Annotated in this window: 19 protein-coding genes, 1 other RNA gene and 1 pseudogene; 5 read left to right on the top strand and 16 right to left on the bottom strand. The window is 24.2% G+C overall.

Going from position 1 to position 22,106, the window contains the following annotated elements:
- The 3 genes from tkt to G4A98_00450 all read right to left on the bottom strand — a co-directional run bounded on the left by tkt (position 1) and on the right by G4A98_00450 (position 4,523).
- Positions 1-1,998 (bottom strand): transketolase, encoded by a 1,998-nt coding sequence (gene tkt / locus G4A98_00460; protein QIQ41705.1) that lies wholly within the window; start codon positions 1,996-1,998, stop codon positions 1-3.
- 55 nt (positions 1,999-2,053) lie between these two features.
- The gene (gene tal, locus G4A98_00455) at positions 2,054-3,004 is read right to left on the bottom strand and encodes a transaldolase (GenBank protein QIQ41704.1); all 951 of its coding nucleotides are present in this window, start codon (positions 3,002-3,004) and stop codon (positions 2,054-2,056) included.
- Between the two features lie 298 nt (positions 3,005-3,302).
- Positions 3,303-4,523 (bottom strand): beta-ketoacyl-[acyl-carrier-protein] synthase I, encoded by a 1,221-nt coding sequence (locus G4A98_00450; protein ID QIQ41703.1) that lies wholly within the window; start codon positions 4,521-4,523, stop codon positions 3,303-3,305.
- 145 nt (positions 4,524-4,668) lie between these two features.
- Between G4A98_00450 and rsmI the strand changes: the two genes are divergently transcribed.
- Entirely contained in the window at positions 4,669-5,517 is an 849-nt protein-coding gene (rsmI, locus tag G4A98_00445; GenBank protein ID QIQ41702.1) for a 16S rRNA (cytidine(1402)-2'-O)-methyltransferase, read from the top strand.
- A 32-nt stretch (positions 5,518-5,549) separates the two neighbouring features.
- An RNA gene (gene rnpB, locus G4A98_00440) (RNase P RNA component class A) lies at positions 5,550-5,916 on the top strand.
- A 76-nt stretch (positions 5,917-5,992) separates the two neighbouring features.
- On the opposite strand, the gene pmbA is transcribed toward rnpB, so the two are convergent.
- Positions 5,993-7,333, bottom strand: a complete 1,341-nt coding sequence (pmbA, locus tag G4A98_00435; protein QIQ41701.1) for a metalloprotease PmbA — start codon at positions 7,331-7,333, stop codon at positions 5,993-5,995.
- 195 nt (positions 7,334-7,528) lie between these two features.
- Here pmbA and ppa point away from each other — a divergent pair, with 195 nt between their 5' ends.
- The gene (ppa, locus tag G4A98_00430; protein ID QIQ41700.1) at positions 7,529-8,062 is read left to right on the top strand and encodes an inorganic diphosphatase; all 534 of its coding nucleotides are present in this window, start codon (positions 7,529-7,531) and stop codon (positions 8,060-8,062) included.
- Positions 8,063-8,096: 34 nt separating this feature from the next.
- On the opposite strand, the pseudogene G4A98_00425 reads toward ppa, so the two are convergent.
- Positions 8,097-11,002, bottom strand: a pseudogene (locus tag G4A98_00425) (translocation/assembly module TamB).
- Between the two features lie 347 nt (positions 11,003-11,349).
- On the opposite strand from G4A98_00425, the gene rpmB reads away from it, so the two are divergent.
- On the top strand, positions 11,350-11,577 hold the full coding sequence (gene rpmB / locus G4A98_00420) for a 50S ribosomal protein L28 (GenBank protein ID QIQ41699.1): 228 nt from the start codon (positions 11,350-11,352) through the stop codon (positions 11,575-11,577).
- 10 nt (positions 11,578-11,587) lie between these two features.
- Complete coding sequence (rpmG, locus tag G4A98_00415; protein ID QIQ41698.1) at positions 11,588-11,755, top strand: 50S ribosomal protein L33; 168 nt, start codon at positions 11,588-11,590, stop codon at positions 11,753-11,755.
- 185 nt (positions 11,756-11,940) lie between these two features.
- Here rpmG and fliR read toward each other — a convergent pair whose 3' ends face one another.
- The 11 genes from fliR to fliF form a co-directional block, all read right to left on the bottom strand.
- Positions 11,941-12,717, bottom strand: coding sequence for a flagellar biosynthetic protein FliR (gene fliR, locus G4A98_00410; protein QIQ41697.1), 777 nt, complete (start codon positions 12,715-12,717; stop codon positions 11,941-11,943).
- Positions 12,717-12,989, bottom strand: coding sequence for a flagellar biosynthesis protein FliQ (fliQ, locus tag G4A98_00405; protein ID QIQ41696.1), 273 nt, complete (start codon positions 12,987-12,989; stop codon positions 12,717-12,719). Before fliQ ends, fliR begins: the two co-directional genes overlap by 1 nt.
- 70 nt (positions 12,990-13,059) lie before the next feature.
- Positions 13,060-14,199 (bottom strand): flagellar type III secretion system pore protein FliP, encoded by a 1,140-nt coding sequence (gene fliP / locus G4A98_00400; protein QIQ41695.1) that lies wholly within the window; start codon positions 14,197-14,199, stop codon positions 13,060-13,062.
- An 11-nt stretch (positions 14,200-14,210) separates the two neighbouring features.
- Positions 14,211-14,612 carry a flagellar motor switch protein FliN gene (fliN, locus tag G4A98_00395; GenBank protein ID QIQ41694.1) on the bottom strand — a complete coding sequence of 134 codons (402 nt, stop codon included), beginning with the start codon at positions 14,610-14,612 and terminating at the stop codon, positions 14,211-14,213.
- Complete coding sequence (locus G4A98_00390; protein ID QIQ41693.1) at positions 14,587-15,567, bottom strand: flagellar motor switch protein FliM; 981 nt, start codon at positions 15,565-15,567, stop codon at positions 14,587-14,589. The genes fliN and G4A98_00390 overlap by 26 nt, the downstream gene beginning before the upstream one ends.
- A 100-nt stretch (positions 15,568-15,667) precedes the next feature.
- Positions 15,668-16,822 (bottom strand): flagellar hook-length control protein FliK, encoded by a 1,155-nt coding sequence (locus G4A98_00385; protein ID QIQ41692.1) that lies wholly within the window; start codon positions 16,820-16,822, stop codon positions 15,668-15,670.
- A 5-nt stretch (positions 16,823-16,827) separates the two neighbouring features.
- Positions 16,828-17,274 carry a flagellar export protein FliJ gene (locus tag G4A98_00380; protein ID QIQ41691.1) on the bottom strand — a complete coding sequence of 149 codons (447 nt, stop codon included), beginning with the start codon at positions 17,272-17,274 and terminating at the stop codon, positions 16,828-16,830.
- A gap of 29 nt (positions 17,275-17,303) precedes the next feature.
- The gene (locus tag G4A98_00375; GenBank protein QIQ41690.1) at positions 17,304-18,707 is read right to left on the bottom strand and encodes a FliI/YscN family ATPase; all 1,404 of its coding nucleotides are present in this window, start codon (positions 18,705-18,707) and stop codon (positions 17,304-17,306) included.
- The gene (locus G4A98_00370; GenBank protein QIQ41689.1) at positions 18,665-19,327 is read right to left on the bottom strand and encodes a flagellar assembly protein FliH; all 663 of its coding nucleotides are present in this window, start codon (positions 19,325-19,327) and stop codon (positions 18,665-18,667) included. The genes G4A98_00375 and G4A98_00370 overlap by 43 nt, the downstream gene beginning before the upstream one ends.
- Entirely contained in the window at positions 19,320-20,315 is a 996-nt protein-coding gene (gene fliG / locus G4A98_00365) for a flagellar motor switch protein FliG (GenBank protein ID QIQ41688.1), read from the bottom strand. Before fliG ends, G4A98_00370 begins: the two co-directional genes overlap by 8 nt.
- On the bottom strand, positions 20,312-21,979 hold the full coding sequence (gene fliF, locus G4A98_00360) for a flagellar basal body M-ring protein FliF (protein QIQ41687.1): 1,668 nt from the start codon (positions 21,977-21,979) through the stop codon (positions 20,312-20,314). Before fliF ends, fliG begins: the two co-directional genes overlap by 4 nt.
- Positions 21,980-22,106 lie beyond the last annotated feature (127 nt).

Raw genomic sequence — 22,106 nt, 5'->3', positions numbered from 1 at the left:
TTAAGATTTTAATAAAGTTATCGATTGATCAACTATATTTTCAGTAGTAAAACCAAACTTTTTAAATAAATCTTCAGCAGGAGCTGAGTTACCAAATGTTTTCATGCCAATAATTAAACCATTGAGTCCTACATACTTATACCAAAAATCTTCTATACTTGCTTCAACTACAATTCTTTTAGTAACATAAGATGGCAATACAAGTTCTTTATAAGTAGTATCTTGTCTATCAAAAACATTAGTAGAAGGCATCGATACGACACGTACAGAATACCCTAAAGACACAAGTTTTTTTGCAGCAATTAAAGTAATATTCAGTTCTGAACCAGTTGATATAAAAATAACGTCTAGTGGTTTTTTAGAATCGTATAATATATATGCCCCATAAGAAATACTATCTAATTGTTTGGAGTCTCGATGAAATTGTTCTAAATTTTGACGTGATAAAATTAATGCTGTAGGTCCTGATTTTTTTTCAATAGCTTGTTTCCAAGCTATTGCTGTTTCGACTTGATCACTAGGTCTCCATACATCTATATTAGGAGTCATTCTTAAGCTAGCTAATTGTTCTACAGGTTGATGCGTAGGACCATCTTCACCTAATCCAATAGAATCATGAGTATATACAAAAATATGTTTAGTATTCATTAAAGCAGCCATACGAACTGCATTACGTGCATATTCAACAAACATTAAAAATGTAGCAGTATAAGGAATGAAACCTCCATGATGAGAGATTCCATTTGCAATAGCTGTCATTCCAAATTCACGAACTCCATAATGAATATAATTTCCAGATAAATGATCTACAATAGAATTAGAAACTGACGACATAGTCAAGTTACTAGGCGATAGATCTGCTGAACCACCAATCAACTCAGGCAAAATTTTAGCATAATTTTCTAATGTATTTTGAGAAGCTTTTCGACTAGCAATATTTTTTTTATTTTCCTGTAAAAAATGAATATAATTATTTGTTATCTTACTCCAATTTAAAGGTAATTCTTTTTTCATTCGTCGTAAATATTCTAACGATAAATTAGAATATTTAGATTGATATGAAGAAAATTTTTTATTCCATTCTTTTTCAAGTTCAGAACCTTTTTCTACAAAATTCCATTCTTTATAAATTTTTTTAGGTATTTCAAAAGGAGGATACTTCCAATGTAATTGTTCTCGAGTCAAAGCAATTTCTGCTTCACCAAGTGGAGCGCCATGCGATTCTGCTGTGCCTGATTTATTAGGAGAACCAAAACCAATGATAGTATTACAAATAATAATTGAAGGTTTGTCTATGATTGATTTTGCTTCTTTTATACTATTTTTTATAGATTCTGAATTATGACCATCAATCGCATCTACTACATGCCAATTATACGATTCAAAACGTTTTGCTGTATCATCAGTAAACCAATTAGATGTTTTTCCATCAATTGAAATACCATTCTTATCATAAAAAACAATTAATTTTCCAAGACTTAAAGTTCCTGCTAAAGAACATACTTCGTGAGAAATTCCTTCCATTAAACAACCATCACCTACAAAAACCCAAGTATAATGATTAACTATATCGTGTTCTGGTCGATTAAAATAAGAACTTAAAGTTCTTTCTGCAATAGCCATACCAACAGCATTTGCCAATCCTTGTCCTAATGGACCGGTAGTTGTTTCTACACCAGGTGTTTCACCTGTTTCAGGATGTCCTGGAGTTTTTGAATTAAGTTGTCTAAAATTTTTTAGCTCTTCTATTGATAAATCATATCCTGTAAGATGTAACAAACTATACAATAACATAGAACCATGTCCATTAGACAATACAAAACGATCGCGATCAGTCCAATTAGGATTTCTTGGATTATGTTTTAAAAAGTTTCTCCACAAAACCTCAGCAATATCTGCCATTCCCATAGGCATACCAGGATGACCTGATTGCGCATTTTGTACAGCATCTATACTTAATATTCGGATTGCATTAGCTAGTTCTCTTCGTAAAAACATAGATTTTCCTTTAGATTAAAATATTACTAGTGAAGTTTTATTTTAAAAAAACGTTTTATATCTTTTTAGAGAATATTTCTTCTAGATATAATTGATCTTTTCCAAAAATACGTATACCTTCAGATAATTTTTGAACAGCCATAGGATCTTGATTATGTTCCCATCGAAATTCTTCTTCAGAAAGTTTTATTGGAGGAAGTGAAGTAGAACTAGGAGGATTAAGTTGTCTATCAATGTTTCCAGTATTAGATTCTAGTTCTTTTAATAAAACAGGTGAAATAGTTAGTCGATCACATCCAGATAAATATAATATTTGTTGGATATTACGAAAGCTTGCTCCCATAATAATAGTTTTATAATTATGTTTTTTATAGTATTCATATATTTTACAAACAGATATCACACCAGGATCTTTTCCTGAAAAAGATTTAGATAGTAAGTTTTGAGAAATATACCAATCGTAAATACGACCAACAAAAGGAGATATTAAAAAAACATTTGCTTCTGCGCAAGCGCGTGCTTGAGCAAAGGAAAACAAAAGAGTTAAGTTGCAAAGAATATTGTCTTTTTTAAGTTCTTCTGCAGCTTTTATACATTCCCATGTAGCAGCTAATTTAATTAACACTCTTCTTCTAGGAATTCCTTGTTCTTCATACAAATTAATTATTTTTTTTGCTTTTAAAATACATTTTTCTGTACTAAAAGACAATCGAGCATCAACTTCACTAGAAACATAACCTGGTATTTTATTTAAAATTGCTATTCCAAGATCAACTAATATTTTATCGCTTGCATTAATTATTTGTTCTTTATATAAACCCCCTTTCTTTCTTGCATATTCTATAGCTTGATCTATAAAAATTTGATTAACACTCAAACTTACTGCTTTAAGTATCAAAGATGGATTAGTAGTAGCATCTTCTGGTGTATACTTGCAAATAGATTCTATATCACTAGTATCTGCAACTATCGTTGAAAATTGTTTTAAAGCATTTAATTGATTCATAGTTAATCTCATTTTTCTTAAAAATAAAAAATTTAAATTTAAAAATATATCAATGAAAAAATAATAAATATATTTCTACTCAGTACTAATTAAAACATTATATATTAATAACAAAAAATCATTTTAATATTAAAAATATTAAAATGATTTTTTCTAACTAGTATAAATTAAATAAACACACATAAAAAATATATATTTTCTTAATATAAAAATAATTTTCAAAAAATTTCATAAATATTTTTAATATATCTACAGATTAATTTTATTGAAAATATTTAAATGATTAGTGATATATTTATCAATATTTTTTTATTATTAATGAAGCGTTAGTGCCACCAAAACCAAAACTGTTAGACATCGCTGTTCTAATTTTTATATTTGTAGTTTTTTGAATAATATTCATATCTTTTGCACAAGATTCTAATGTTTCAATATTGATTGAAGGAGCAATAAAATCATATTTTAACATTAATAGAGTATAAATAATTTCATGTACTCCTGAAGCTCCTAACGAATGACCTGTCATTGATTTTGTTGCTGAAATCATTGGTTTTTTTTCATTTAAGAACACTTTTTTAATTGCTTTTAGTTCTATTAAATCACCAGTTTTCGTCGAAGTTCCATGTACATTAACGTAATCAATGGAGATATTTTTATCTTTTCTTGCTAAATTCATACAGCGAAGCGCTCCATTTCCTGAAGGTGATACCATATTAAAACCATCAGATGTTGCTGCATATCCGATGATTTCTGCATAAATATGAGCAGAACGAGATAAAGCAGAACTCAATTCTTCAATAACTAGCATTCCTGCACCACCTGAAATAACAAAACCATCACGATTTATATCGTATACACGTGATGATTTCACAGGATTACTGTTAAAATTTGTAGAGAGCACTCGCATTGCATCAAATTGACTAGCTAATTCTAAACTCACCTCTTCACCTCCACCTGCAAAAATAATATCTTGTCTACCAAACTGAATTAATTCAAATGCATGTCCAATACAATGTGCAGAAGTAGCACAAGCTGAACTTATAGAATAAGTTATTCCATAAATTTTAAAAAAAGTAGATAAACAAGCCGATATTCCAGAAGGCATAGTTTTAACTGCAAGATAAGGGCTAATATAGTTTAAAAAACCTGTATTTTTCATAGTATTTATATTAGATTCAATAATATTTTTTGAAAAACTACATCCTGATCCAGCAATTAATCCAACACGAGGATTTTTCTGATATTCTGCACTTTCTATATTGGCATCTTTGATAGCTTCAATCATCGCCAAAAAAGAATATCTAGAGGCATTATTCATAAATCGAGACAATTTCTGTGATATCATATTCATACTTTTTAATTTAATATTACCCCAAATGTTACTACGCATTCCTAATTTTTTCATTTCTTCTGAAAAAACAATTCCGGAAGCACCATTATATAAAGAATCAAGGACTTCTTTTTTTTTATTACCAATGCTCGAAATAATACCAATACCTGTTATCACTACTCGTCTCACTTTTAATCCTTAAATTTATGAAAAATTATATATCTAATAAAAACTAGTAATAAAAAATCAAAGCGCAATTTTACATGCACAATAAAATATTTAAATTAATTTAATTTCTCATCATACATATAACGATATTTTATGGATAAAAAAAATGAATGAATTTTACATTGGTATACTTTATATTGTACCAACTCCTATCGGTAACCTTTCAGATATAAGTTATAGGGCATTAAAAATATTGAAAGATGTTCATATAATTGTAGCTGAAAATATTAGACATACTAATATTTTACTTCAACATTTTAATATTAAAAACTATTTAATATTAATGAATAAAGATAATGAAAAAAAACAAAGTGATAACTTAATTCAAGAACTAAAAAAAGGAAAAAAAATTGCTTTAGTTTCTAATGCAGGCACTCCAATTATTAATGATCCTGGCGGTATATTAATAAAAAAATGCCATTCTTGTAATATAACAGTTATTCCTCTTCCAGGACCTTGTGCTGCTATTACAGCATTAAGTGCTTCTGGAATAATAAATAATCGTTTTTGCTATGAAGGATTCTTGCCTTCTAAAAAAAAAGCAAGACGTGATTTACTCTATTCTTTAAAAGAAGAAACACGAACAATTATTTTTTATGAATCTAAATATAGGATACTTGAAAGTATACAAGATATAATAGAACAAATAGATAAAAATAGACACGTAGTAATAGCAAGAGAAATTACAAAAAAATGGGAATCTATTTATGGAGCAAAAGCAAGTGTAATGCTTCAATGGCTTAAAGCTGATAAATATCGTTATCAAGGAGAAATAGTAATTATTGTTGATGGTTTTAAAAAATTAAAAACAGATAATTTATCAAAAAAAATCTTGGATACATTTTTAATATTAAGAAATTTTTTTTCATTAAAAACATCAGTTTTAATTACTTCCCAAATACATAAGATTAGTAAAAATAATTTATATCAATACGTGATAAAAAAAGAAGAGTGACAATATTACATGAATAATGTATCATTAATCTTGAAGTTGACCAAACAGTCGCTGTTTAATTTTTAAAAATTAAAAAGAGGAAAGTCCGGGCTCCATAGAGCAGGGTGCCAGATAACATCTGGAAAGCGTAAGCTTATGACTAGTGCAACAGAAAAAAAACCACCTATTTTTTAATAAAAAATATGGCCAGGGTGAAAAGGTGTGGTAAAAGCACACCGCATAATTGGTAACAATTTATGGCATGGTAAACTCCACCCGGAGCAAAGCCAAATATAGGATAAATTATTGCGTATTGCTCGTACTTTATAAACCTGGGTAGGCTGCTTGAGTTAGTAAGTAATTACTAATCTAGATGAATGACTGTTAAAACAGAACCCGGCTTACAGGTCAACTTCACCAGTCTAAAAAATTTCTATAAAGGTAATAAGTTTATTACCTTTAATTGATTAATGTTTAAAGCATTCAAGAATGTAATTTAATTTCCAGAAATCTGCATTTCAGATAATAATACTGATCCACATTGAATATTATTACGACTATCAATATCAGTACTAATATCAATAATATTATTCCACATATTTTTTAAATTACCAGATATAGTAATTTCATTAATAGGATAAGAAATTTTTCCTTTTTCAACCCAAAAACCTACTGCTCCACGTGAATAATTACCACTGATTATATCTACACCTTGTCCCATTAATTCTGTTACTAATACTCCCTGATTCATCTTTTTTAAAAGCTCTTCAAAAGATATGTTGCTATTTGAAATCAACCAATTATAAATTCCACCGCAATTTCCTGTACTTTTTAATTTAAGTTTACGTGCATTGTAACTATTTAATAACCAAGTTTGTAATATTCCGTTTTGAATAATATATTTATTTGTTGTAATTACACCTTCATTATCAAAAGGTTTGCTTCCTAATCCTTCTTTTAAATGAGGATTTTCTTCGATATTCAGCCAATCAGGGAAAATTCTCATTTTTAAATCATTAATTAAAAATGTAGATTTTTGATAAACATTATCACCACTAATAGCATGAACAAGATGCGAAAAAAAGATATGAGATATTTCCGATGAAAAAATAACTGGAGATTTCATAGTATGTATTTTTCGAGAACCTAGTCTAGATATGACTCGTTCAGCAGTTTTTTGACCTAATATTTCCGGTTTTACTAAATTGTCTATTTTTCTTGAAACAGAATAATCAAAATCTCTTTGCATAGAATTTTTATCTTTAGCAACTATACAGTTATAAGTTGAATAACGAGTAGATTTATATTTTTCTAACATACCTAGACTATTTCCAAAAACATTTATAGTTGCATAACTATTAAAAAAACTACCTTCGCTATTAATAATTCTCTTGTCAAATTTAAAAGCTGCTTTCTCTGATGAGACACAAAGATCAATTGCATTTTTCACATTAAATTCCCATGGATGAAATAAGTTAAGTTCTATACAATGGAAACATAATAACTTTATATCTGGCAAACCTGAAAAAAAATCAGAAGATGAATACTTTGAAATATTGATAGCTATATCTAACATTTTTTCAATACTATTGATACTAAAATCTTTTGATGAAACACTACCTTTAGAGAATTTATTATATACTGTTATAAATAATGCACCGTCACTATTAAACTCTACATTTTCAATAATACTATTTCTTATAGTAACACTAATACCTATTGTTTTTTTGACAAATACTTCAACAGCAGTACTTTTATTTTTAGATAGTTGAAGAGTTTCTTTAACTACATTCATAAGAAATAATTCTTCTTTTTCGATTTCCTTAATTAATTCCATATATATTAACCCTTGTAAAAATATTTTTTTATATATAAAGATTATATTAAAAAATACTTAAAATTAAAATAAATTACTTTGTATAAAATATAGATATAATTATTCTTCAATGTTAAAATTTATTGAATGTCATATGATTATTTGCTCATTTAACTAATATACTAGAACAATCAAAGATTGTTATTAAGGAAAAAAATGAATTTCAAAAAAATTATTGCCGGTGATGATATACCAAATGATATATACGTTATTATAGAAATACCATCAAACTCATCTCCTATTAAATATGAAATAGATAAAAAATCAGGTATGCTTTTCGTAGATCGTTTTATACCTACTCCCATGTTTTATCCTTGTAACTACGGTTATATTAATCAAACTTTATCTCTAGATGGTGATCCTTTAGATGTTTTAGTATCTTCATACTATCCAATACAATCGAACTGTGTTATTCACTGCAAACCTGTTGGAATCTTAAAAATGCAAGATGAATCAGGTGATGATGCTAAAATTATAGCAGTTCCTAAAAGTAAAATTTGTAAAGAATACAAAAATATAAATGATATATCAGATATACCAGAATTATTAAAAAAACAGATTTCTCATTTTTTTCAACATTATAAAAACCTAGAAAAAAGAAAATGGGTAAAAATTGTTGGATGGGGAGATTGTCAAGATGCGAAATTAGAAATTAAAAATGCATATAATCGTGCTAAGCAACAACAATAATATTTTTTTGATATAAATAATATTTGTAATATATTTAAAAAATAAAATTTTTTTCATTAATTTTAAAATAAAATAATAAAAATCTTATATATCCAATTAAATCATATTTTGAAAGTAAATAGTGCAAATTCAATTGAGAAGAAAATTTTAGTTTTATTTTAGGAAAAATCAAAACTGATATTTTTTTACTATTAAATGCAATAGTCCATTCTATATTAGTAGAATTCTTGAGAAATGGATGTAGTGTAAATAATATATTTCCTTTGTCTATTATAATTTCTTGATTAATTTTTATAATATCTATTTTTCCTGAAAAATAAGGAAAAAATAAAGTTATATACTTTAATATTTTATTACTTCTGATAAAAATATTTTGAAAACTAACATCAGCCGAAACTTTAGGCTGATACCAAGTACCAAAAATATTTATTTTACTTTGAAAAATACCATTTGCTTGTTTAAAGTTTAAAGTAAAAAAATTTATAAAAGAAAAAGGGAAATGATCAACAATAAATTCACCTTCTATATTTTTTTTATCATAAATATCTATAATATTTAAATATCCTACGATACTGTTTTTTTGCAATGAGTCTCTTATCTTGTTTACCATCCATTTACTTTTCAAATCATTATTTATTAAATGAATAGATATTTTAAAATAATCTATATTTTCAATAAAAATTTTTTTATTGATCTTTTTTTCTAATTTTATATTATTGCCTATTAGAATTAATTTACTATCATAAATATTTTTTTTCAATTTCCATTGAAATTGTGAATTAATAGATAATTCACTTTTAAAATTCAGCAGTTCTGGATTAAATATATTAAAAAAAGATATTTTTATGTTATGTAAAAAGGATAAAAAATTATCTCTTTTTCTAATATTTTCTTGATAAAAATTACTGATATTATTATTAGAATCATAATAATTAATTAAATTATTTTTTTTTGCATTGACTTGTCCTAAAAAAGTTTGAATCTTGACTTTTTTAAAAAAACCTTTCCAATTTCCTGTTTTTTTATTAAAAAATCCATTGATTATTAAATTTATATATAGTTTATGACTTTTTAATAAAAAAGAAAAATGTTGTTTATTATTATAAGAACAAGTGTGAATACGTAAAGTATTAATATAAAAATTATTAAAATGAATTTTTTTTGCGTCTATTAATATTTTTCCTAAAAATTTATTATTCATATTTATTTTCGTAGATATTTTTATATTTTTTAAATATGTATTATTCCAATCTAAATCACTAGCTAAAATTTGACTGGTAATAGTAGGAAATAAATAATCGCCGTAACAATTTAATTTTGCTTTAATTCTACCTTTTAAATTAGGTGTAAAATAATTTAAATTATTAGCATAAAAAGATGAATAAATATTATATTTGTTTCCTAACGAACCATTGAAATGTAATTTATTCTTTCCTAAAAATAAATCTATTCCAGGAATATCTATACAATTAAAGTTTTTATAGTATAGAGAGCCTAGTACAGAGAATTGTTTTCTTATGATATTACCATCTAAATGTATTTTAGGAATATATAAATTACTTATATTATTATCATAGTTTCCTGCTATATTCATTTTTCCTATTAATTTTAATATATATTTATTATGTTGAATATTTTCTTTTAAATTAATTATTTTTTTATAAAAATTTTTTTGTTTAACTGGAATAAATTTAATTTTTTTTAAAAATATATTCTGTAAATTACCGCTTCCTTTAATATCAATAAATATTGAAGGAAAACCTTGTAGAGTAAAAATATTTTTTAAAGATAAAAAATAATTATTAATTTTTCCTTTCAAAACACCATTAAAATTATCTAATTTTAATATATAATCTTTTTTAATTGGTAAAGATAAATTGTTACTCTTTAATTTTATAAAAAATGGATAATCTACACTGTTTAAAAAAACTAATCCATAAATTTTAATATTATATAAATCTTTAGATTTTAATTTAAATTTAAATTTATTATGAGTACTTAAACCTGCTGTAAATGAAACATGCATAATTTTGTTATGAAATATCGGCGTCATTATTCCAGTATTGATAAAACATGAAGTTGAACCATGATTATTAAAAAAAATTTTTCCATAAGAATTTGTTTTTAAAAAAGAAGAATCTATTTTTAGATTCTTTATTTTTAAAATACTATTTTCTATTTTAGCTTTGAACTCTACTTTAAAGACATTATTATTTTTATAATCTATAAATTTTATTTTATTACATTTTAAAGATTTAAAATTAATATTTAAGGGAATAAAGTTTTTTTGTTCATATGAAAAAAATTGTAAAAAACTATATATTTTTTTATATTTATTAAATTTCTCTTTCAAAGTTGAATGATTTAAAATATTTTTTTTTTTAAATCAACCTTTGATGATAAATAAATAGAATTTATATAAGTAGGTGAAAAAATAATATTATTTTTAACTAACTCTATACTACTTAAAACATTTAAAAAACATATATGTACTCCTGGCGATTTAAAAAAAATTTTATCTGCATGTATTTTTCGAAAAATTAAGGGATATTTTATAAAAATATTTTTTTTAAAAATATTAAGAGATGTATTTTTTTTTAAAAAATTATGGGATATATTGTTTTCTGATGAAACGATCAAAGTTTTTGTTTTAATTTCTTTAAAACTTGTTTCCATTTTAAATAGAGATTGAGTATCTAGAATCACATGTACACTATTTGTTCTCATTGAAATACCAAAAGCATTATATTCAGCATTTTTTAAAGTAAAATCACGCCAATTTCCCGATATTTCTTCTGCTTTTAATCCTATAAAAAAACGACTAGTAAAATTAAAAAAATATTTAAATCCAATATTACTTTCTATAAATAATAAAAAAATTACAAAGAACGTAGAAAAAAAAATCAAAGATTTAGATAAGCATCTCTGATATATACTCATAAAAATTGTCCTGATTTAGTATTAAATTATAAATATAAAAATTAATTTATAATAAATTAACTAAGAGTTAACATGATATATTTTATATTAAAAACAATAAAAAAACGATATTTTTCTATTATGTAAGTATGATTTTTAAAATACTTTATAATAAATTTACGTAATATTAAAAATTAATTATAATATTGCAATATACTAGATCCTGTTTTATAAAAAATATCGAAAGTTAAACAACTATTATAGTTTTTGATAATATGTTAAAATATTTTTTTGATTTTATAAGACAATAATGCTGATAAAATTCATTGATTTAAAATATATCGTATTATACTTCAAGGGGAAAAATGATGTCACGTATATGTCAAGTTACTGGTAAAAAAAGAATGATTGGTAACAATCGTTCTCATGCTATGAATGCAACTAAAAGAAAATTTTTAATAAATATTCAATACCATCGATTTTGGATTGCTGATGAAAAAAGATTTGTTAAATTACGTGTCTCAGCTAATGGAATGCGTTGTATTGACAAAAACGGTATTGAAAAAATAATAAAAAAAATAAATTATAAAAAATAAGGGTGATTTAATGGCTAAAAAAACTCGTGAAAAAATAAAAATGATATCATCTGCAGGAACTGGACATTATTACACTACAACTAAAAATAAAAGAAATACGCCAGATAAGTTAAAATTCAAAAAATATGATCCTGTAATTCGAAAACATGTCTTATATAACGAAGGCAAGATCAAATAAAAAAATAATACATTTCTATTAAAAAATATTTTTATTTTATACTAAAAACTAAAGTATAATTTTAGAAAAATTATACTTTATTTATAAGAATTTTTTAAAAAAAATTCCAATCTTAAAATACATAATAATGTATAATAGTTATCTTTTTTAAATTAAATTATACCATTTAAATAATAAAATAAAAACTATATATTTAAAAAAGTGTGAGTTATAAAAAACATTAAATCATATAATATTTTTTTAAACAAAGGAAATGTAACAGGTATTAAAAAATATAAAACTAATATCCCTACTAATACATTTAACGAAAACCCAATAGAAAAAATAGATATCTGGGGAGATAAACGATTTAATAAACTCATTATAAACCCAAGAGATAATAAAACAATCATAACTGGAAAAATAAATAAAATGCTATTAAAAAAAATATAACTAGAAAATTTTAATAAGATAAAGAAAATATTGACATTTAAAAAATAACTATCAATAGGCATACTATAAAAGCTATCAATTAATATAGAAATTAAATAAAGATGAGTATTTAAAATTAGAAAAAAAAATAAAGTCAAAATATTCAATAAACGAGATATTACAGAAATACCAATATGACTATTGTGATTAAAAAAAGTTGCAAATGATAGACCCATTTGTAAGCCTATTATTTCACCAGCTAAATTTACTGTAACAAATAACAATTGTGCAGTAAAACCTAAAACAATTCCAATTAATATTTGTTGTAAAAGTAACAACAATCCCAAATATGAAAACAATGTTGTATGAACTTCAGGTAACAGAGGAAATACTAACCAACTGATCATGCCAGATAAAACAATTTTATTCTTTCTATTAATAAGTTTATCATTAAAAATAGGTGCAGTAGAAAAAAAAGATAAAATTCGTACCATAGGCCAGAAAAAATTACTAATTAAGGTTATCAATTGTAAACTATTAAATGTTAACATTATGATTTAATAATCAAAGGTATACTATTGAATAAATTATGCATGTAATCTAGCATAATACCTAACATCCAGGGTCCAAGTATTACGATTACGCCTAAAACAGAAATAATTTTAGGAATAAAAGATAGAGTTTGTTCATTAACTTGTGTAGCCGCTTGTAAGATGCTAATAACTAAACCACTAATTAAAGCTGCTAATAATAATGGTGCAGCAATAATTAATGCAACTTTTATGGAATTATGAAATAATTCCATGACATATTCAGATGTCATAAATAAACATCTCCATTTTAACAGTTAATTTAAAATTATTTATCATATATAAATATATTTTACAAAAATGTTATGCATTAAAACTTTGTGTTAATGAAGTAATTAATAATTGCCATCCATCAGCTAATACAAACAACATTAGTTTAAAAGGTAAAGAAATTGTTGAAGGTGGCACCATCATCATGCCAAGAGCCATCAATACACTAGCTACAACTAAATCAATAATTAAAAAGGGTATAAAAATAGTAAATCCAATTTGAAAAGCTGTTTTTAATTCACTAGTAATAAATGATGGTAATAAAATTCGCATTGGTATATCATTTTTATTTTTATAATAGGAAATATTTGCTAATTTTGAAAATAATTCTAAATCAGGTGTATGTGTTTGATTTAACATAAATTTTTTTAACGGAACTACACCTTTTAGAATAGCATCTTCCATATTTATCTTTTCTTCGCTAAATGGCACATAAGCATCTTTATATATTTTATCAAATGTAGGAGACATTATAAAAAATGTCAAAAAAAGTGCTAAACCCAGTAATATTTGATTTGGTGGCGCATACGGTGTTCCTAATGCATTTCGTAATAAACCAAAAACAATAATAATTCTTGTAAAACTAGTCATCATTAAAAGAAAGGCTGGAAGGAAAGTTAAAGATGTTAAAAAAACTAATGTTTGTACTGGAACCGACCAAGTCTGTCCTCCGTCATCTAAAATATGACTTGTTAATCCAGGTATTTCTGCACGAACTGTTGGACAAAGAAATAATAAAAATAAAAATGGAATAATTCGATAAAACATTGTTTTTTTCCAGGATATTTTAGAAAAATTTTTTAAAGAATGATTAAAAGAATTTTTTTGAAACAAAGTTTCATCTGTTTTTTTTATTGGTACATCCTTTAAAATAGATGAAAATGTATATAAATGCGTAATATTTTTTGTTGTTACACCCAATAATAGTCTTACTTTTTGAACCTCTACAAGAAGAACAGACTCTTGGGATCCGACAGATAATCTATCTATAATTTTTATACAAGATATTAAGTGATTAACTTTAAAAAAAGAAATTTTTTTTAAAATCCAACTTAAAATTAATATCAATAATATTATTTCAGATAAAGCACTAATTATTTGATAAAATTTTTCACTATTAAATATCGGTTGAAAAATACTTGATATTGACTGAAAAAACATATTATTTTTCATAAAGTTTAAATTTAAGATAAAACATTTATAGTTTTTAAAGAATTCTTTATACTAGTAATACGAAGACCATATTTTTTTTCTAGCACTACAATTTCGCCAGATGCGATTAAATAACCATTAACAAAAATATCTAATGATTCTTTTATTGATTTATCTAAAATTAACATGCTTCCCTTTGAAAAGCTAAGAAAATCTTTTATTTTTACTTTGGATTTTCCTAATTCTACAGTAATATTAACAAAGGTATTAAGTAAAACATGTTTACTATCTACTGTAGTTCTAGAATCATTTAATATATTTTTATTCACATTTTCTTGCAGTGATAAATCCTCATTAACATCTTGATTTTTAGATATTTTTTTTTCAGAATTAATTGATTTTTTCTTATCATCGTTGTTCTGTGTATTGCTCATGAGAGCGTTCCTTATCTTGATCAGACTCTAAATTATTATTAATAAACTCTTCTATAAAAACAATAGATTGTTCATTAAACGTTTTATAGTCACCAAAAAATATAGCTTGATCTTTTATGAAAGCTGTAATTTTATTAGGTTTTTTAATTGGTAAAATATCTCCTACCGATAAATTATAAATTTTATCATATGAAATAGAAATGCCAACGATTTTAGATTTAATATTTAATTCAACATTATATATATCATTAAAAGAGATACTATTCTTAGTATTTTTTTCTTCTATATGCGTGTTTTTATAATTACCGCTCATTGAAAGAACTATTTTTTTATCAATATGTTTCAGTATTGAAATTGGGATTAAAATATTAAAAAAAACTTCTATATTATTAATAGTAAAATTAAAATAATGAATTAAAAATACTCTATTAAGATCAAAATCAAATTGTTTTATATCAAAAAACGTTTTTGTATTAATAAAAGTTATTTCTTTTAAAAAATATTTTTTATAAATTCGAGTCAAAGAGCTTGTTATAAATTTAATTATTTTTTTATTAATGAAAATCTCGGCAGACGTGATATGTGTTATTTTTTTATTATTGTTTATAGAATTATCCTTTCCTCCAAACAAAATATCTATGACAATAGATAAAAAATTATCGGAAAAAATTATAAAAGATTGATTATTATAAGGAAGTATTTCTATTAAATTAAGACATCTTAAGTTTTTTACGATGTTTTCATTAGCATAACAAGATCCTATCCTTGTGTTGTAAGATATTAATTTTATATTCTTTTTAGTAAGATTAGAAAAAAATGTTATAAAATGTTCTACCAAACCATCATTAATATCTTCTAAAATTTTAATTTCATATTCTTTTAAAGAATGCTTTAAATTATTTTCCCTTTCATAAACTTTTTTGAATTTATTATATAAATTATTACTTTTCCCCATTTTTATACCTCACAGGTAAAAGTTATTAAAAGAAAAACTGAATACTTCGATTGTTTACATCGAATAACATGATTATTTTGCAAAATAGTTTATATTTTTTTCACACACATATGTCAATTAGTTTATATTTTGTAAAATCTGTTTTTTTTTCATATATATTCAACATTTTTTTAAAATTATCTGTACGATGCATATTTTTATAAAATGAATTTTTATAGATTTTTAGTTTGTTATTTTTCAAAGAACTACAAATCTTGAATTCTTCTAATTTAATTCCATTTTTTGTTAAAGAATCACGTAAAAAAGGCATATAATCATCTAAAAACATTCTAACTTCATTATATTTAGAAATAAGTTTTAATGTAGCAGCATTATTTTTCATATTGATGACAACATGTATAGAACCTAAATATTCTGGTTTTAAATGTATTTCTACTTCATTAAACTTATTAGAAATTGACAAAAGTATTTTTTGGCTGATTAATTTTTTCCATTTAATAGAGTTACTTGAATCATTTGAAAACAATGGTTCTATGCATAATTTCATATCTTTGGGTTGATTAAAAACTTTTAAGGAACTTCCTCTGTTAATTACATTTTCATATTTGGATGTAAATAAAACATTTTTATTTTTTTTAATATCTGTCGGAACAATTATTTTTTTTGCGTCTTCTACACATTTTATATTATTTTTATTAATATTAGACATACTTATTTTTTTTTGAAAAAATTTATGATTAATTTTTTTAGAATATACATTATTTCTTATATTTATATTATTTAATTCACGAATGTGATTGTATGTATTTTTATTTTTTATCAGCTTATTTGGTGAACTATCTATTTTTAATACTTCAATTTTTTTTTTATTTTTTTTGATGTTATCATTTTTTCTATTTTTTAAAGAATCAATAGAATTTGACGGAGTATTTTGATCTTTATCTATTCTTTTTTTTTGTATTTTATCATCTTCAATATTATTCACGTCTTTCAAATTACAACCTACATCTTTTACACTTAAAAAATTCAATAAATTATTGATTACAAAATTAGAACAGAGAATACTTTTATCATCATCTTTTTTTTCTTTGTTGAAAACATCATCAAATTCTATTTTTTTACTCAGTAAGTGTTTATTTAATTCATTAAAAATAGATTTTGATAATCCTGTTTCATAAAGAACATCAAAAAAATTATTGTTTTTATTAAAAGAAGCATTGTTCTGTGATGCTACATTGAAAATCATTTCTAACATTATAATCATTGTCCTTTTTTTAAAAATTTTAATTGAATATAATTATTATTAATTATGTCTTCCTGTATTTTTCTTATTTTTAGTATTTCTTTTTTATTTACTATATTAAAATGTTGCCAAACTTTTAGTTTAATTTTATTTTTAGACCATGTTCTTAAACTTTCTTCAATTATTTTTTTATGTTTTTCAATTCTATTTAGATTGTCTTGGATAATTATTTGCAGCATCGAAATAAAATTATTGTAGTTTTCCCATTGATGTATACAAATTCCTAATATCATTTTATCATGTATTTTTTTTGAATATTCTTTTTGATAATCAATCAACAATTGTAATTGCTTACTATTCTGTTCTTTTTGTAAATACAGCTGTTTAAGATTAATAAGTTCTATGTCTATTTTCTTTTTTTCTATTTCTTCTAATAAAGAAAATGAAAATTTTTTATATGTCATTGATTTAATACATCCAGTATATTTAAATATTAAAGAAATATTTCATTTAACGCTTCACAAGAAATCAAATAATCACTTTTTTCCGATATTTCTTGTTGCAAAAATTTTTTTAATTTTGGCCATATTTTAATAGCATGATCTAAAATTAAATCAGTACCATTCACGTAGGCACCTATATTTATTAAATCTCTATTCCTTTGATAAGAAGCAACTAATTTTTTAAAATACAAAGCTTGATTATATTGTTTCGTATTAATAATACTAGGCATAACACGACTAATAGAAGATTCAATATCAATTGCAGGATAATGACCTAAATCAGAGTAATGACGAGACAATATAATATGTCCATCTAATATAGAACGAGCAAGATGTGAAATAGGATCTTGTTCATCTTCACCTTCAGTCAAAACGGTATAAAATGAAGTAATTGAAGCTTTGCTTTTATTAGCTATTCCTGTACGTTCTACTAACATTGGAATCTTTGAAAATATAGAAGACGGATAGCCTTTAGAAATCGGAAATTCTCCTAAAGACAATGAAATTTCTCGTTGTGCCATTGCATAACGTGTTAAAGAATCCATAATTAACAATACATGTTTGTTTCTTTTATAAAAATATTCTGCAATATTAGTAGCATAAGATGCCGCTTGTATTTTTAACAAAGGAGATACATCTGCAGGAGCAGCAATAACTACTGATCGTGATAATCCTTCAACTCCTAATATATTTTCTATAAAATCTTTTACTTCTCGACCTCGTTCTCCGATTAACGCGATAATAATAACATCAGCTTGTGTATACCTAGCCATCATACCAAGTAAAACACTTTTACCAATACCTGAACTAGAAAAAATTCCTATTTTTTGACCTCTTCCAACAGTTAAAAGTCCATTAATAGCACGTATTCCAGTATCTAATACTTCAGTAATTGGAGTTCTATGTAACGGATTAATACTATCGTTTTTTATAACAGTATAATGTTTATAATCAATTTTAGGTAGTTGATCTAATGGTCGACCTCGACCATCTAATACTCTTCCTAACAATTCTACACAAAGTGGCATTTTTTTTATAATACGATCTACATAACTTCCTAATTTTAAAAAAACACGAGCACCAGGAAAAACACCATTAATGTCTTCATAAGATAATAATAGAGTTTTTTCTCCTGAAAAACCTATTACTTCAGCATGAATATTTACATTTTGACCATCTATTATTCTTTCAATAAAACACTCTGAACCAATAGGCATCTTTAATCCCATCACTTCTAAAACTAATCCATTAATACTAATAAGACGACCGTAATTAATAATATCAGATAGCTTCTCAATTCTATTTTCAAAAGAAGAAAACTTTTTTAAAAATTGAACGAATCTTAAATTCATTAATATTCCTCTGAATAGATAAAACGACATACTTCTTGCCATCTAGCATCAACTGTAGCATCTATATCAATATTTTCTGATTTAATTTTACAACCATTTAAGTCTATATTATCATCGAAAATTAATGTCCATTTATAAGTATTTAAAAAATCTTTAAAGGTACTTTCGATTAATTTTTTATTATTAGGATGAATTACAAGTTGCGGTTTTTTTAAAAAGATACCGTCTTTTTTAATAATATTTGTTATATAATTAATTAACATTGATTCGTCAATATCAATGTTTTTACCAATTACATAAGATGAAATTTTTAAAACTGTATTTAGTAATTGAGAAAATAGTGCATTTTCAAACATAGATAAAGCTTTTTCAAAATCTAAAAACAAATTATTCAATTTGTTTTTTAATAAAACACTCTCTTCTTGACTTTGTAAAAATCCTTTTTTAAAACCAATTTCATATCCTTTTGTTTTCATTAAATCTCTTTCGAATTCTTTTTTATCAACACTATAATTTTTTGTATTTTGTAATTCTAAAGAAAAATCTTCTTTTTTAAATTTATCAAAATGAAATAAAATTATTTTATTTTTTTTTGTATTTTTTAAAAATATTTTTTCTGGATACCATCGTTTCCATGTTTTTTCTAAGATCGAATTAGGCATAATACTCTCTTAAAGTTTTTAATGATATTTTTTTGTTTTCTATAATATTTTTAATCATTATTAAAATTAGTTTTTGTTCATTTTTTATTGAGTCATTAGAAACATAAGATTTTTTCTGTAAACTTAAAGATAGTTGATTAGATTCTATCTCAGGCATATTTTTAAAAAACTTTTCCTTAATAGCAGGACTAGTCTTTTGAAGTGCAATATACAACTTTTCTTTTTCTATATTTTTCATTGCTAATTTAATGTATTTATCATCTACATCTAATAAATTTTCGAATAAAAACATTTCTGCAATAATTTTATCGGCTAATTGTTCGTCACATTGACTAATTTTTTTTATCGTTTCTTTTTCATGCTTTATTTTCATCGAATTTAAAATTTGAGCAGCGGTTTTTATACCTCCTTTTTCTGATAAAATTAATTTTTTATATTTTAATAAATTATTAATAACTTTGTTTAGTTCTACTAAACTAGATTCTTCAATACCCCGAAAATCTATGATTCTTAATATAATTTCAGCTCGTTTTTTATCACCTAGAAACGAAAGAACTTGAGCCGATTGATTTTTATCTAAATATACAAGTATTGTAGTAACAATTTGCGGGTGTTCATTTTCTAATAAAAAAGCTATTTTTTTAGCTGGCATATAATTGAGTGCTTTAATATATATTAAAGCATTACGAATTTCTAGTGCATCTTGTAACAGAGAATTTCCTTGTTTTTCTCCTAATGCTTTAGTTAGCATCTTAATAAGATACTTATCACTATTATTACAATTTAAAGCATTGTTTTTTATTGCAAGATCATAACACTCCAGTAGTATTTCATTTAATTTTTGAGTAGAAACTCTTTTAATATTCACCATAGCAGTAATCAGTTCTTGTACTTCAAAAGGAGTTAAATGTTTTAATATTTCTCCTGCTTGATCAGACCCTATTGCTATTAATAATAACGCACTTTTTTCAGTACCATTTAAAATCATATTTTATCACTCATCCATTGACGAATAATCAACGCTATAGTACGTGGATTCTGATTAGATATATTACAAATTTGATGGATTAATTTATCTATATTGATATTTTTTTTCAAATCTACTTGAGTAATGTTTTTTTCTATAATATCTTTTTTTTCTATATCTCTTTCTGTTGGCATAACCACTGTATTTTCAAGATTATTATTTTTTGAAAAAGGACAAATATATTTTTTAAATAAGAGTAAAAAAAATAAAAAAGAAAAAAACCATGGAGCAATAGTAAACAAAGAATTCGAAAATTTAAACGTTTTTACATTATTAATTTGAACTGGCATTTTTTCATTATATTTAGCAAATGGTGCGTTAACAAGATGAATACTATCTCCTCGAGATTTAGAATATCCTATTGCTTCTTGTATTAATTTTTCAATATTTTTTGTTTTTTCTATAGTTAAAGGAACTAATTTTTCGTTCTTATCTTTAGAAAAATTTATTATAACTGCTGCAGATAACCTTTTAATTTCTCCTATGTTCATTTTAGTGTGTGATACACTATGATTTAATTCATAATTTATGGTATGATCACGATGAGTATTACTGTTAATAGGAGTAAAATTATCTTTTAAAATTTTACTATCTTTAATAGAATGTATTTTTTTTGCATCTTTATTATTTAGAGTATTTTTATTAAAATAAATATTATTGTTAGATAAAGAATTTGGTATGTCGCCCTGCATATTTTTTTTCTCTACTTCATCATGAATACTTATTTGATGAGATCTTATAGATTGATTTTTACGATCAGTATTCGGTGAATATTGTTCTTGTGTTTTTTCTTGTGAATTAAAATCTATCTGTGCAGTTACTTGGGCATAAACATTACCAATTCCTACTAATGGTTCTAAAATCTTTTTGATTCTATTTCTATAACGAGACTCAATATCTTCAGAATATTTAAATTGTAAATCATTGACTTGATCATATTCTAAAGAAGTCTGATTTAACAACCTACCTAATTGATCTACAATAGTAATATTCTCTACTGAAAGGTTAGATATACTGCTTGAGACCAAATGTAGTATTGCATTGATTTGTCCTGTATTTAATGATTGTCCTGGCTGAAGCTCTAATATAACAGAAGCTGATGATGTGTTTTTATCTTGTAAAAATAATGATGATTTAGGAAAAGCTATATGAATTCTAGCACTTTTTACAGCTTGTATTCTTTGTATAGTACGAGCCAATTCTCCTTCTAAAGCACGTTGATAATTTATCTGTTCATTAAATTGACTTACTCCAAATTTTTCTTTGTCTAATAATTCAAAACCTACACCTCCACCTCTAGGAAGATTATTTTCGGCTAAATGCAAACGAATTTCATAAACTTTATTTTTTGGAACTGATATTTGACCCGAAACATTAGTGAATTGATAGGGAATTTTCATTTGATTTAATTCATTAATAATAGCTCCACCATCTTCATTAGATAAATGATTGTATAAAACTTGATACTCAGGAGATTTAATCCATATTGACACAGAAACAGCGGTAATAACTGCAGCTGTTAGTAAAATGATTAAAACACGCGAGTTTTTTAAAAAACGAGATAAAAAATTATTAAATTTTTTTTTCTCTTTTAAAACTGAATCTTCTATAGTGCTGAAATTCATGAAATCTTCCTATCTGAATAATTAGTTCTAACTATAATTTAATGATAATTTAAAAACATCACTAATAGTATGAAATAAAAAAATTTCTTGTGAAATGATTATTTAAATGAAAATATTATTAATATAA

The sequence above is a fragment of the Buchnera aphidicola (Microlophium carnosum) genome, from assembly GCA_011752475.1.
GTDB lineage: Bacteria > Pseudomonadota > Gammaproteobacteria > Enterobacterales > Enterobacteriaceae > Buchnera > Buchnera aphidicola_BG.
This window is presented reverse-complemented; position numbering and strand designations above follow the sequence as displayed.

Excerpts from the sequence above, each read along its gene's own strand:
- rpmG (QIQ41698.1), top strand. The coding sequence starts at position 11,588 with ATGGCTAAAAAAACTCGTGAAAAAATAAAAATGATATCATCTGCAGGA.
- G4A98_00380 (QIQ41691.1), bottom strand. The coding sequence starts at position 17,274 with ATGACATATAAAAAATTTTCATTTTCTTTATTAGAAGAAATAGAAAAA.
- fliF (QIQ41687.1), bottom strand. The coding sequence starts at position 21,979 with ATGAATTTCAGCACTATAGAAGATTCAGTTTTAAAAGAGAAAAAAAAA.
- G4A98_00385 (QIQ41692.1), bottom strand. The coding sequence starts at position 16,822 with ATGTTAGAAATGATTTTCAATGTAGCATCACAGAACAATGCTTCTTTT.
- fliP (QIQ41695.1), bottom strand. The coding sequence starts at position 14,199 with ATGAAAAATAATATGTTTTTTCAGTCAATATCAAGTATTTTTCAACCG.
- fliQ (QIQ41696.1), bottom strand. The coding sequence starts at position 12,989 with ATGACATCTGAATATGTCATGGAATTATTTCATAATTCCATAAAAGTT.
- fliG (QIQ41688.1), bottom strand. The coding sequence starts at position 20,315 with ATGATTTTAAATGGTACTGAAAAAAGTGCGTTATTATTAATAGCAATA.
- tal (QIQ41704.1), bottom strand. The coding sequence starts at position 3,004 with ATGAATCAATTAAATGCTTTAAAACAATTTTCAACGATAGTTGCAGAT.
- G4A98_00370 (QIQ41689.1), bottom strand. The coding sequence starts at position 19,327 with ATGCCTAATTCGATCTTAGAAAAAACATGGAAACGATGGTATCCAGAA.
- G4A98_00390 (QIQ41693.1), bottom strand. The coding sequence starts at position 15,567 with ATGGGGAAAAGTAATAATTTATATAATAAATTCAAAAAAGTTTATGAA.
- fliN (QIQ41694.1), bottom strand. The coding sequence starts at position 14,612 with ATGAGCAATACACAGAACAACGATGATAAGAAAAAATCAATTAATTCT.
- tkt (QIQ41705.1), bottom strand. The coding sequence starts at position 1,998 with ATGTTTTTACGAAGAGAACTAGCTAATGCAATCCGAATATTAAGTATA.
- rsmI (QIQ41702.1), top strand. The coding sequence starts at position 4,669 with ATGAATGAATTTTACATTGGTATACTTTATATTGTACCAACTCCTATC.
- fliR (QIQ41697.1), bottom strand. The coding sequence starts at position 12,717 with ATGTTAACATTTAATAGTTTACAATTGATAACCTTAATTAGTAATTTT.
- G4A98_00375 (QIQ41690.1), bottom strand. The coding sequence starts at position 18,707 with ATGGCAAGAAGTATGTCGTTTTATCTATTCAGAGGAATATTAATGAAT.
- ppa (QIQ41700.1), top strand. The coding sequence starts at position 7,529 with ATGAATTTCAAAAAAATTATTGCCGGTGATGATATACCAAATGATATA.
- pmbA (QIQ41701.1), bottom strand. The coding sequence starts at position 7,333 with ATGGAATTAATTAAGGAAATCGAAAAAGAAGAATTATTTCTTATGAAT.
- rpmB (QIQ41699.1), top strand. The coding sequence starts at position 11,350 with ATGTCACGTATATGTCAAGTTACTGGTAAAAAAAGAATGATTGGTAAC.